We start from the raw sequence: 12,123 nt of genomic DNA on the forward strand, positions 1-12,123 counted from the left end.
CTCAGGTCCTGCAGTGGCACGTCCCGATCGGGAGGCTAGGACTTCATGTCCACATGAGGACAAGTCGGCGGCGCTCCGGGTCAGGCGAGCGACACCAGGTCGAGGTAGCCCTCGTTCCACAGGTCCTCGTCCCCGTCGGGGAGCAGCAGCACCCGGTCGGGCTCGAGGGCCCGCACGGCCCCCTCGTCGTGGGTGACGAGGATGATCGCTCCTTCGTAGGAACGGATCGCGGCCAGCACTTCTTCCCGCGACGCCGGGTCGAGGTTGTTGGTGGGCTCGTCGAGCAGCAGCACGTTGGCGCTGGAGACCACCAGGGCGGCCAGGGCCAGGCGGGTCTTCTCGCCACCGGACAGCACCGACGCGGACTTGTGCGCGTCGTCACCGGAGAAGAGGAACGACCCGAGCACGCTGCGCGCCTCGCTGTCGGTGAGCTGGGGGGCGGCCGACTGCATGTTCTCCAGCACGGTGCGACCCGTGTCGAGGGTCTCGTGCTCCTGGGCGTAGTAGCCGACCTTGAGCCCGTGTCCGGGCAGCACGCGACCGGTGTCGGCCTCGTCGACGCCGGCCAGGATCCGCAGCATCGTGGTCTTGCCCGCACCGTTGAGGCCCAGGATCACCACCCGGGATCCGCGGTCGACGGCGAGGTCGACGTCGGTGAAGACCTCCAGCGAGCCGTAGGACTTGGACAGCTCCTCGGCAGTGATCGGGGTCTTGCCGCAGGAGGCGGGGGCGGGGAACTTGATCCGCGCCACCTTGTCGGAGGCCCGCTCGCCCTCGAGGCTCGAGACCATCTTCTCGGCGCGCTTGAGCATCGACTGGGCGGCGGTCGCCTTGGACGCCTTGGCCCGCATCTTGTTGGCCTGGTCGGTGAGGGTCTTGGCCTTGCTCTCCGCGTTGGCCCGCTCGCGCTTGCGGCGACGCTCGTCGGTCTCGCGCTGGGTGAGGTAGTTCTTCCAGCCCATGTTGTAGACGTCGATGACGCCGCGGTTGGCGTCGAGGTGCATGACCTTGTTGACGGTCGCCTCGAGCAGGGCGTTGTCGTGGCTGATCACGATGAGGCCGCCGCGGTGGGAGGACAGGAAGCCGCGCAGCCAGACGATGGAGTCGGCGTCGAGGTGGTTGGTGGGCTCGTCGAGGAGCAGGGTCTCGGCACCGGAGAACAGGATGCGCGCGAGCTCCACGCGGCGGCGCTGGCCGCCGGACAGCGTCTTGAGGGGCTGCTCGAGCAGCCGCGCCTCGATGCCGAGGCTGCTGGCGATCTGGGCGGCCTCGGACTCGGCCGCGTACCCGCCGCCGGCGTGCAGCTCGGCGTCGGCCCGGGCCCACCGCTTCATGCCGCGCTCGTGGACGGCGGGGTCCTCGTCGGCCATCTCGACCTCGGCGTCGCGCAGGCGGCGTACGACGTCGTCGAGACCGCGTGCGGACAGGATCCGCTCTCGGGCCAGGACCTCGGGGTTGCCGATGCGGGGGTCCTGCGGGAGGTAGCCGACCTCGCCACTGGTGAGGACGGTGCCGGAGGCCGGCTGGGCCTCGCCGGCGAGGATCTTGGTGAGGGTCGTCTTGCCGGCGCCGTTGCGACCGACGAGGCCGACCTTGTCGCCTGCGGCGATGCGGAACGAGACGTTCTCCATGAGGAGGCGAGCGCCCGCGCGGACCTCGAGCTGCTGGGCGGTGATCATCGGTCCCGAGTGTACGGAGGAAGGACCCACCCCTAGGAATCGGCGGTGACGCGCGATCGGGCAACGGCGCGTTAGCCTGCCCCCCGACCCTCCTGCTCCACCGAAAGGCGCACCCTCATGCGGTTCAACCCGAAGGCTGACATCAGCGGAGGTCGCGTCGGCGACGCCGGGCGTGGCGGTGGCGGCGGTGGCGGTGGCATGCGCATCCCGATGCCCGGTGGCACCAAGGCCGGCGGCGGCATCGGTGGCGTGCTGGTCATCATCTTGTTCCTCGTCCTCACCCAGTGCATGGGCGGCGGCGGAGGTGGCGGCACGGCCATCGACCCGACCAGCCAGGGCGGCAACCCCTCGGGCCTGGACCAGGACAGCGAGCGCTACGCCAACTGCAGGACCGGCGCCGACGCGGAGAACGACGCCGACTGCGCCCGCAAGGCCGTGCTCCTGTCCCTCGAGCAGTACTGGGGGGCCACGCTGCCCGAGCAGGGCGGCACCGAGCTCGTCCCCGCGCAGACCATCACCTTCAGCGGTGGCGTCAACACCGGCTGCGGCCAGGCCACCTCCCAGGTCGGCCCGTTCTACTGCCCGGCCGACCAGCAGATCTACCTCGACACGACCTTCTTCTCCGACGTGCTCGAGGGACAGCTCGGCGGGCAGGGCGGCGACTTCGTCGAGCCCTACGTCCTCGCCCACGAGTACGGGCACCACATCCAGAACATGCTCGGCACCATGGGCCAGGTCCGCACCCAGCAGGGCCCCGAGTCCGACGCCGTGCGCCTCGAGCTGCAGGCCGACTGCTACGCCGGCATGTGGACGCGCGACGCCAGCGACGGTGACGGCATCCTCCTCGACCTCGACCAGGGCGACATCGACGAGGCGATCGACTCGGCCAAGACCGTCGGTGACGACCGGATCCAGCAGAAGTCCGGCCAGCGGGTCGACCCCGAGGGCTGGACCCACGGGTCGTCGGAGCAGCGGATGCGCTGGTTCATGGTCGGCTTCGAGGAGGGCTCTCTCGAGGCGTGCGACACGTTCGCCGCCACCGAGCTCTGACCCGCTCCTCGGGGTAGTCCGTGACGGTCGGACCCCTGGATCGCGAGATCCGGGGTCCCTTCGTCACGGACTACCCCAGGATCAGCCGAGCAGGGCCTCGATCTGCGTCACCTGGCGCTGCATCGCGACGATGTACGGCGCGACCGCGGGGTGGCGGAACTTGCCGGCGAGGGCGCCCTCCCCGTCGGCGACCCGGCCGAGCGCCCAGTCGACCCGGGTGAGGGCGGTGTAGACGGCGGTCACCTGGGCGCCGAGCTCGGCCTGCTCCCGGGTCGCGGAGCCTTCGGGGAGGCCGTCGAGGTAGGCGTCGATCAAGGTCTCGAACCCCTCGCGCGAGGACAGCGAGAGGTAGCCGAGGTCGGCACCCACGGGCCCCGTGCCGAGGTGCGACCAGTCGATGGCCACGGCATCGCTGCCGTCACGGACGGGCACGTTGGCGGCGACCGGGTCCCCGTGCTGGGCGACCCGGGGCAGGTCGTCGCAGCGGGCGAGCCACGAGTCCCGCCTGCTCCACAGGTGCTCGGCGATGTCGGCCGTCGGCGTCCGGGCGAGGGTGCGCCACCCCCCGCGACGCTCGACGAGGCCGAGCCGGGTGCGGAGCTGACCGGTGGCCAGCCACGGCTCGTCACCGAGGTCGGCCCCGGCGAAGCGCCCGAGGCAGTGCGCGATGAAGAGCCCGCCCGGGGCCTCGCCCGTCACTCGCTCGTGCACCACGGTCACGCCGTCCTCGTCCTCGTCCACCCGGACGACGGGGGCCTCGCGCAGCCCGGGGGTGCGGCGTACGACACCGGACAGCGCGACGTCCGCGGCCCGCCGCCAGTAGCCGGTGTCCCGTGGGTCGCGCAGGCCGGCCGGGTCGGGCGGCTCGGGGGCGGCGAAGCGCTTGACCACCAGCTCGCGGCCGTCCTCGACCGCGGACCACACGCCGAACGTCGACGGGCCGGCGCCGGGGAGTCGCTGCCAACCGGGCTCGGGCTGCCACATGGCGAGGACGCTAGCCGATGTCGCGGCTGCGGAAGCGCAACCAGGCGACGAGCAGCGCCGCGCCCGCGAGCCCGGTCATCACCAGGCCGGGAGTCCAGACGAAGGCCTCGGAGGGGTACTTCGGCACGTGGTGGTAGGGCGAGAGCCCGATCAGCCAGTCCGGCAGCCGCAGCGTCTCCCCCACCTGGCCGACGGTCACGAAGGCCGCCAGCAGCGCCCAGCCGGCGACCGCCCATCGGCTGCGGATGGTGAGGAGGACCAGACCGAGGCCCAGCACCAGCCACACGGCGGGCGCCTGGGCGAGGGACGCCCACACCGGGTCGAGGCCGTCGCCGCGCCCGACCGCGGTGGCCGCCCCGGACACGAGCAGCAGCCACGTGGACCCGACGATGGCCAGTCCGCCCACCGCCAGGAGAACCCGGTCCCGCGTCGTCGCCGTCGCGAGGACGGTCTCGGTGCGGCCCGCGTACTCGTCCCCCGCCGCCCGGGTGATGGCGGCGATCCCGAAGCAGGTGATCACCACCGCGATGATCGACGCCAGCGCGAAGACCAGGGCGTCCTGCAGGCCGCCGAGGCCGCCCATCGCCTCGATGACCGCCCGGGCGTCGGCCGAGTCGAGCATCGAGCCGATGTCGGGCACGATCGACCCCATCAGGACCCCCATCCCCGCGATCCCGACGGTCCAGCCCAGCAGGGCGGTGGACTGGTTGTGCCAGGCGAGGGCGACGGCGTCCCGGAGGCGCGGTGAGCCGTGGGCGGGACCCGGGCGGTCCGGCAGCAGGCCGGAGCCGAGGTCCCGTCGCCGGCGCAGGGCCACCGCGACAAAGGTCAGGGCGGCCGCCAGGAGCGGGTGGAGGACCAGCACCCAGGGGCGGGGCTCGGACCAGGCGCTCAGTCGCGTCCCCCAGCCGAACGGGCTCGCCCAACCCAGCCACCACGCCGTGGTGTCCCCCACGGCGCGCACGAGGTAGAGGCCGCCGATCACGCCCGAGGCCACGAACCCCACGGTGCGCGCACTGCTCGAGACCTGCGCGGCGAGCAGGCCCACGGCGGCGCCGACCAGGGCGATCCCGGTCCAGGACGCCCCGAAGAGCACCGCCCCAGCGACCGGCAGCCCACCGGCGACGTTGCCCACGGCCGCCAGCACCCCGACGGCGACGGCGGCCAGCGCGGCCTCCGCCAGCGCGGCGGCGACCGGGGCGTCCGCGCCGACGGCCGTGGCACCGACCAGCTCGGCGCGACCGCTCTCCTCCTCGACACGCGTGTGCCGACGGACGATCACCACCCCCATGAACGCCACGAACACGGCGTACAGGACGGTCATCTTGGCCATGGCCAGCTCGCCGACACTGGCGGTGTCGAGGATCGGCCCGTAGAGGGCCACGATCGCCGGGCTGGCGTTGATGGCCTCGGCGGCCGCGACCCGCTCGCGGGCGTCGGCATACAGGCCGGTCGTGCCCACCGCGCTGGCGGCGACCATGGCCCCGAGGACGCCCACCCATGCGGGGAGCAGGACCCGGTCGCGCCTGAGCGCGAAGCGGACGAGCAGCAGGGTCCCCTTGAGCTGCACACTCACGGCGTGCTCCGGTAGGCGTCGAGGAAGAGCTCCTCGAGGGTGGGAGGGGTGCTGGTCAGCGAGAGGACGCCGGCCCCGTCGAGCGCGGACAGCAGCGCGGGCAGGCCGACGGGATCGACCGAGCAGCTGATGACCCGTCCCTCGGTGACCACCTCGTGCACCCCGGGCACGGCGGCCAGGTCCGGGACGACGCCCGAGACCTCCGCCCGGACCCGGTTGCGCCGCAGGTGCCGCAGGTCGGTCAACGAGCCGGTCTCCACGGTCCGGCCCTCGCGGATGATGGTGACCCGGTCCGCCAGCCGCTCGACCTCGCTCAGGATGTGGCTGGAGAGCAGCACCGTCGTGCCCGTCCCCCGGTGCTCGGCCAGGCACTCGTTGAAGACCTGCTCCATGAGCGGGTCGAGGCCGGAGGTGGGCTCGTCGAGGACGAGCAGCTCGACCGGTGCGGCGAAGGCGGCGACCAGGGCGACCTTCTGCCGGTTGCCCTTGGAGTAGGCGCGGCCCTTCTTGGTCGGGTCGAGCCCGAACCGCTCGAGCAGCTCCTCGCGCCGGGTGTCGGCGGGGCGCACGCCGCGCATGCGGAGCAGCAGGTCGATGGTCTCGCCCCCGGAGAGGTTGGGCCACAGGCTCACGTCGCCGGGCACGTAGGCCAGCCGGCCGTGGATCTCGGTCGCGTCACGCCACGGGTCGAGGCCGAAGACCGTGGCCGATCCGCTGTCGACCCTCAGCAGCCCGAGGAGCACCCGCAGCGTCGTCGACTTGCCGGCACCGTTGGGCCCGAGGAAGCCGTGCACCTCGCCCGGCGCCACCGTCAGGTCCAGCCCGTCGAGGGCCCGGGAACGGCCGAAGGTCTTGACGAGACCGCTGATCTCGATGGGGTTCGCCACGACCTCAAGGCTAGGCGCGGCGCCGGTCACCGGGCAGGGACGAAAGACCCGTCGGGAGCGGCGCAGGACCCGGCGGCCTCAGGCGTTGGTGACGTCGACCGACAGCGACTGCGCGTCGGCGATCGCCTGGTCGAGGACCGCGCGCCGGGGGTCGGGCACCGGCAACCACGGCTCCACCAACCGCATCCCGGACAGCCGAGCGTCGGTCAGCACCTCGTCCACCGCCGTCCGGTCTCCGCCCGTCACGAGAGGTCCCGGACGCAGGATCCGCGCCGCGTGCTCGGCCGCGGCCTCGTAGGCCTGGCGGGCCTGGTTGTCGCGTCGGCGCGCGAAGCGCTGCTGGCTCTGGCCCCCGGCCTTGGTCCGGCCCTGCACGTGGCGCTGGCCGATCTTGTGCTCGACCATCCGCGCGCCCTCGAGCCGGGCCACCGCGAACCCGCCCTTGCGGACGAGCAGCACCCCCCACCGGTCAGGGGGGCCGGATGCAGCGAGCAGGGCGCCGACGTCGGGCACGGCGTCGTACGTCGCGGCGAACGGCGGGCGGGCCACGAACGACGACCCGTCGGCGGCCTCGCCACGCAGCCCACCGTCCTCGACGGCGTACGACGTGGCCCCGTGCCGGGCCTCGAAGTTGACGACCCAGCGCTCGAGGCGGGCGGGCGGGACCAGGACGACGGGCACGGCTCAGACGGTAGCCGCACCTCAGGCCGAGCGACCCGCCCCGTCGCTGACCCGCGGGAAGGGACGGAGCGAGAACACCGCCTCCACCGGCACCCCGAAGAACTCGGCGATCCGCAGGGCGAGGTCCAGGCTCGGGCTGTTCTCACCGCGCTCGAGGTAGCCGACGGTCTGGTAGTGCACGCCCAGGGCGGACGCGAGGTCACGCCGGCTGACCCCCTGCTCGGCGCGCAGCAGGGCGATGCGGTTGTGGACCGACTCGCTCATCGGGCAGCCCGACCGCTCGACCGCCGGTTCACTTGACCCATTGTGTCGCGGCCTCTCGCGCGGCCGCCACCTGGGACCCCGACTGGCGTCGGGCCATCCGGCGCAGCAGGGCGGGGACGACGAGAGCGCCGACGACGGCCCAGGCACCGAGCACGAGCACCGTCTCCAGGGTCCGCCACGATTCGCCGATCTCGAGCGCCGCGGCGCTGTCGGGGAGGAAGGCGGACCGCATGCCCAGGCCAAGCCAGTACATCGGGAAGAGCTGCGCGACCACCTGCACCCACCCCCACAAGGCATCGATGGGATAGAAGATGCCGGAGATCCCGGCGAGCAGCATGACGGGGAGCATGCCCCACATGCCGACTTTCTGCGCACTCGGCACCAGGGCCCCGATCGCCATCCCGATCGGCAGGGTGGCCAGCAGGGCCAGCACCAGCACCCAGGCCACCGTCCACCAGCCCGAGGGGTCGGCCATCAGCCCGTCGAAGAGCAGGAAGCTCGGCACCAGGACGGCGACCATCTGGGGCACGATGCTGGACGAGTGCAGGACCAGCTGGCCGGCGAAGTACCCGACCAGGCCGTGGGGCACCGCCTTGGCGCGCAGGAGGGTCCCGTCCTCCTTCTCCATGGCCAGGCTGTAGGCGGGGCCGATGACCAGGCCGAACGCCAGCAACCCGCCGAGGATGCTGGGCAGGGCCACGGAGGGCAGGAACAGGTCCGTGCCCTCCACGGGGGTGTCGCGGCGCAGGTAGAGGTAGCCCACGGCGAGGAACGCCGTGAAGAGGTAGAACCACTGGTCCTGCGAGCTGCGCAGGCTCTGCACGAACTCGGCCCAGCCGCGTCGTACGCCGAGCCGGACCGCGTGCAGGACCGGGCTCGGCGGCACGCTCGACCCGGTCGCCATCAGATCACCTCCGTGAAGGCGCGCGCCGCCTCGTCCGACCGGCCCGACTCGTGGCTCTGCACCAGGGCCAGGTACGCGTCCTCGAGGCTGGCCCGGCGTACCTCGAGGTCGACGACGGCATCGCCGTGCTCGTCCAGCAGCTGGTGGACGAAGGCGGTGGCGTCCTGGGTCGCGTGCACGAACCGCTCCCCGTCGCGCGACCACTTGACCTCGACGTCGATGGCCGCCCGCAGGGCGAGCCGCTCGGCGGTGTCGTCCGCGACGATCCGCCCGCCGGCCAGGATCAGCACCCGGTCGGCCAGCTTCTCGGCCTCGTCCAGGTCGTGGGTGGTGAGCAGGATCGTGGTGCCCTCGAGGTCGGTCAGGCGGTGGACGAGGTGGTGGAACTCCCGTCGTGCCTGCGGGTCGAAGCCGGCGGTGGGCTCGTCGAGGAACAGCAGCTCGGGCCTGCCCACGATCCCCATCGCCACGTCCAGCCGACGCCGCTGCCCGCCGGAGAACGTCGCGATCCGCTGGTCCGCCAGCTCCGTCAGGCCGACGACGTCGAGCAGCTCGTCGGTCGGGACGGGGCGCGGGCGCTCGGCGGTGCCGTACGGCGCGTAGTAGCCGCCCATCTGGTCGAGCAGGCGGCGCGGGGTCCAGCGCGGGTGGTCACGCCAGGACTGCAGGACGACGCCGGTGCGGGCCCGCCATGCCTCGGTCGCCCGGCTCGGATCCTGCTCGAGCACGGTGACCGCCCCGGCCGACCGCTCCCGGAAGCCCTCGAGGATCTCGATCGTCGTGGTCTTGCCGGCCCCGTTGGGCCCGAGCAGGCAGACCACCTCGCCCGCGTCGATGGTGAAGTCGACGCCGACCAGCACGTCCTTGTCGCCGTAGCGCATCCGCAGGTCGCGGACCTCGACGACCGGTCCCCCGGGCTCGTTGTCACCCATCGCAGCAATGTAGTACGTGTGCTACGGGGGCAGCAAGAGTGCTACGGGGGATTCAGAGGAAGTCGAGCGGGTCGAACTCGTCGATGGGGATGACGCGCACGCGCGGGAGCGGAGCGGTGAAGGCGCCCACGTCGTGCTCGAGGTCGATGATGCGCAGGCCCGGCAGGCCACGGAACGCCCCGTTGACGAACTCGTTGAAGCCGACGACGCCCACCTGGCGGCTGCCGTCGCACAGGCGGGACACCTGCTCCACGAAGTCGCCGTCGTGGCTGACCAGCACCACGTCGGCGTCACGCTCGACGAGCGCGTCGGCGGTGCGCTGGATGGCGATGTCGACCACCTTGCCGGCGCCGCTGAGCGGCACGGGCCGGAAGCCGATCGCGATCAGGGCCTGCACGAACGTCGTCGGCAGCTCCGTGGTGGCCGCGAGGAAGAAGAGTCCGGTGACGTCCTGGTCGAACGCCCGCTCGGTCCACTCGAGCAGCCGGTCCCAGCGGGGGCGCTCCTCGGGACGGGGACGACGGCCGAGGATCGAGCCGCCCAGGGTGGCGTCGATGTTCTCGCCGTCGACGAGGAGGTAGGTCGTGCGCTCCGACACGGGTCAGTCGCCCCGGTAGACGACGCGGAACTGCTCACGCACCTCGTCGCCGTCGACGGCCACCGTGGTGGTCTCGACGAGGGCCCGCGGTCGCCCGTCGCCGTCGCAGAGGATCGAGAGGACGCCCTCCTCGGGCAGGATGCCGTCGTAGTCCGCGAGCGGTGCGGTGGTGGAGCCACCCTCGGACTCGAGCGCGGCGGCGACGAACTCCCCCGCCTCGGCCGGGGAGTCGCCGTACGACCAGGCCGGCGGCGGCACCGACTCCAGCGGCGTCGGACCGAAGTACGACGACGCTGCGTTCATCTTCGCGTGGACGCGGGCGACGTCCCAGAAGGCCCGGACCTCGGGGTGGTCCGGCTCGGACACGGTCATGTCGGCGTCGCTCATGCGCGAACCCTAGCCGGACGGCCGGGAGTCCCGACCGACCCGACGCCTCAGACGTTGAAGCCGAGGGCGCGCAGCTGCTCGCGGCCGTCGTCGGTGATCTTGTCCGGGCCCCACGGCGGCATCCAGACCCAGTTGATGGCCACGTCGTTGACGATGCCCTCGAGCGCGGACTGCGTCTGGTCCATGATCACGTCGGTCAGCGGGCAGGCCGCCGAGGTCAGGGTCATGTCGATGACGGCGTTGCTGCCCTCGTCGACGTGCACGCCGTAGACCAGGCCGAGGTCCACGACGTTGATGCCGAGCTCGGGGTCGACAACGTCCTTCATCGCCTCGGTCACGTCGTCGATCGTCACCGTGGTGGTGCCGCCGGCGGCGGGTACGTCGGGGAGGTCACCGTGGTCGGGGACGTGTGCGGGGGCACCGGTGCTGTCGTTGGTCATGCCTTCTCCTTGTCGAGACTCTGTGCGGTCGCGTCCTTCCACGCCATCCAGGAGAGGAGGGCGCACTTGACGCGGGCGGGGAACTTGGCGACTCCGGCGAACGCGATGCCGTCCTCGAGGACGTCCTCGTCGGGCTCGACCTGTCCCTTGCCCTGCATCAGCTCCAGGAACGTCTGGTGGATCGTCATGGCCTCGTCGACGCTCTTGCCGATGAGGAGGTCGGTCATCACGGAGGTGGACGCCTGCGAGATGGAGCAGCCCAGGGCGTCGTACGACACGTCCTCGACCACGCCGTCGGCGACGTGGACGCGCAACGTCACCTCGTCGCCGCAGGTGGGGTTGACGTGGTGCACCTCCGCCTCGAACGGGTCGCGCAGACCCGCGTGGTGGGGGTGCTTGTAGTGGTCCAGGATGATCTCCTGGTAGAGGGAGTCGAGGTCCATCAGGCATCCAGCTTGAAGTAGGAGCGGGTGTGGTGCAGCCCCTCGACGAGCGCGTCGATCTCGGCCGGGGTCGTGTAGAGGTACGACGACATGCGGGTCGAGCTCTGGACGCCGAATCGCGCGTGTGCCGGCTTGGCGCAGTGGTGTCCGGCCCGCACGGCGATGCCGCGCGAGTCGAGCACCTGGGCGACGTCGTGGGGGTGCACGCCGGCGATCTCGAAGGAGATCGCGCCGCCGCGCGAGGCGGCGTCGAGCGGACCCATGACGGTCAGGCCGGGCACGGTCTGCAGGCCCTCGAGGGCGTACGCCGTGATGGCCTGCTCGTGTGCGTGGATGGCGTCCATGCCCACGTGGTCGAGGTAGTCGACGGCGGCGCCGAGGCCCACGGCCTCGACGATCGGCGGCGTACCGGCCTCGAACTTGTGCGGGATCCCGGCGTACGTCGAGCGCTCCATCCGGACCGTCTCGATCATCTCGCCGCCACCGAGGAAGGGCGGCAGCTGCTCGAGCACCTCGCGACGCCCCCAGAGGACGCCGATTCCGGTCGGCCCGACCACCTTGTGGCCGGTGAAGACGAGCACGTCGGCACCGCTGGCGACGACGTCCACCGGCAGCTGGGGCGCCGCCTGGGATGCGTCCACCACGACGATCGCCCCGACCTGGTGGGCGCGGTCGGCGATCTCGCGGACGGGGTTGATCGTGCCGAGCATGTTGGACACCCAGGTCAGCGAGACGACCTTGGTGCGCTCGGTGATGAGCTCGTCGATGTTCGACAGGTCGAGCCGCCCGTCGTCGGTCAGCCCGAACCACCGCAGAGTCGCTCCGGTGCGCTCGGTGAGCAGCTGCCACGGCACGATGTTGGAGTGGTGCTCCATCTCGGTGATGACGACCTCGTCGCCCTCGCCGACCTGGAGGTCACCGCGCCACGCGAGCGTGTTGGCGACCAGGTTGAGCGCCTCGGAGGCGTTCTTGGTGAAGATCACCTCGTCGCGGCTCGGCGCCTTGATGAACGCCGCGACCTTGTCGCGCCCGGCCTCGAAGGCCTCCGACGCCTCCGCGCCCAGCTGGTGCATGGCGCGGGCGACGTTGGCGTTGTGGCGCTCGAGGTGGTCGACCATCGTGTCGATGACGACCTGCGGCTTCTGCGAGGTGTTGGCGCTGTCGAGGTAGACCAGCGGGTACCCGCCCGCGAGCGTGCGCTCGAGGATCGGGAAGTCCTTGCGGATGACCTCCAGCTCGGGAAGCAGTCCCTCGATCATGGTCGAATCCTCTCAAGGCGTTGGGAGAAGTGGTACTGG

Annotated in this window: 14 protein-coding genes; 1 reads left to right on the forward strand and 13 read right to left on the reverse strand. The window is 72.0% G+C overall.

Annotated features, from left to right (window positions below; genetic code table 11):
* Positions 1-80: 80 nt before the first annotated feature.
* A complete protein-coding gene (locus DAE25_RS08165) occupies positions 81-1,679 on the reverse strand; it encodes an ABC-F family ATP-binding cassette domain-containing protein (protein WP_056888664.1) in 1,599 nt (532 codons plus the stop codon).
* 117 nt (positions 1,680-1,796) lie between these two features.
* Between DAE25_RS08165 and ypfJ the strand changes: the two genes are divergently transcribed.
* Positions 1,797-2,729, forward strand: coding sequence for a KPN_02809 family neutral zinc metallopeptidase (gene ypfJ, locus DAE25_RS08170; protein ID WP_107765704.1), 933 nt, complete (start codon positions 1,797-1,799; stop codon positions 2,727-2,729).
* Positions 2,730-2,810: 81 nt separating this feature from the next.
* Here ypfJ and DAE25_RS08175 read toward each other — a convergent pair whose 3' ends face one another.
* The 12 genes from DAE25_RS08175 to DAE25_RS08230 form a co-directional block, all read right to left on the reverse strand.
* A complete protein-coding gene (locus DAE25_RS08175; RefSeq protein WP_107765705.1) occupies positions 2,811-3,713 on the reverse strand; it encodes a phosphotransferase in 903 nt (300 codons plus the stop codon).
* A 10-nt stretch (positions 3,714-3,723) separates the two neighbouring features.
* The gene (locus DAE25_RS08180) at positions 3,724-5,289 is read right to left on the reverse strand and encodes an ABC transporter permease (RefSeq protein ID WP_159083642.1); all 1,566 of its coding nucleotides are present in this window, start codon (positions 5,287-5,289) and stop codon (positions 3,724-3,726) included.
* A complete protein-coding gene (locus DAE25_RS08185; RefSeq protein WP_107765707.1) occupies positions 5,286-6,176 on the reverse strand; it encodes an ABC transporter ATP-binding protein in 891 nt (296 codons plus the stop codon). The genes DAE25_RS08180 and DAE25_RS08185 overlap by 4 nt, the downstream gene beginning before the upstream one ends.
* Before the next feature lie 78 nt (positions 6,177-6,254).
* Entirely contained in the window at positions 6,255-6,857 is a 603-nt protein-coding gene (locus DAE25_RS08190; protein WP_107765708.1) for an acVLRF1 family peptidyl-tRNA hydrolase, read from the reverse strand.
* Between the two features lie 21 nt (positions 6,858-6,878).
* The gene (locus tag DAE25_RS08195; protein ID WP_107765709.1) at positions 6,879-7,121 is read right to left on the reverse strand and encodes a helix-turn-helix transcriptional regulator; all 243 of its coding nucleotides are present in this window, start codon (positions 7,119-7,121) and stop codon (positions 6,879-6,881) included.
* A gap of 28 nt (positions 7,122-7,149) precedes the next feature.
* On the reverse strand, positions 7,150-8,025 hold the full coding sequence (locus DAE25_RS08200) for an ABC transporter permease (RefSeq protein WP_107765710.1): 876 nt from the start codon (positions 8,023-8,025) through the stop codon (positions 7,150-7,152).
* Positions 8,025-8,957, reverse strand: coding sequence for an ABC transporter ATP-binding protein (locus tag DAE25_RS08205; protein WP_107765711.1), 933 nt, complete (start codon positions 8,955-8,957; stop codon positions 8,025-8,027). Before DAE25_RS08205 ends, DAE25_RS08200 begins: the two co-directional genes overlap by 1 nt.
* A gap of 52 nt (positions 8,958-9,009) precedes the next feature.
* Entirely contained in the window at positions 9,010-9,555 is a 546-nt protein-coding gene (locus tag DAE25_RS08210; protein WP_107765712.1) for an NYN domain-containing protein, read from the reverse strand.
* 3 nt (positions 9,556-9,558) lie between these two features.
* The gene (locus DAE25_RS08215; RefSeq protein WP_107765713.1) at positions 9,559-9,942 is read right to left on the reverse strand and encodes an ASCH domain-containing protein; all 384 of its coding nucleotides are present in this window, start codon (positions 9,940-9,942) and stop codon (positions 9,559-9,561) included.
* Between the two features lie 47 nt (positions 9,943-9,989).
* Complete coding sequence (locus tag DAE25_RS08220) at positions 9,990-10,382, reverse strand: metal-sulfur cluster assembly factor (protein ID WP_056888674.1); 393 nt, start codon at positions 10,380-10,382, stop codon at positions 9,990-9,992.
* Positions 10,379-10,825, reverse strand: coding sequence for a Fe-S cluster assembly sulfur transfer protein SufU (gene sufU / locus DAE25_RS08225; RefSeq protein ID WP_107765714.1), 447 nt, complete (start codon positions 10,823-10,825; stop codon positions 10,379-10,381). Before sufU ends, DAE25_RS08220 begins: the two co-directional genes overlap by 4 nt.
* Entirely contained in the window at positions 10,825-12,084 is a 1,260-nt protein-coding gene (locus DAE25_RS08230; RefSeq protein ID WP_107765715.1) for a cysteine desulfurase, read from the reverse strand. Before DAE25_RS08230 ends, sufU begins: the two co-directional genes overlap by 1 nt.
* Positions 12,085-12,123 lie beyond the last annotated feature (39 nt).

The sequence above is a fragment of the Nocardioides terrigena genome, from assembly GCF_003047265.1.
Taxonomy (GTDB): domain Bacteria; phylum Actinomycetota; class Actinomycetes; order Propionibacteriales; family Nocardioidaceae; genus Nocardioides; species Nocardioides terrigena.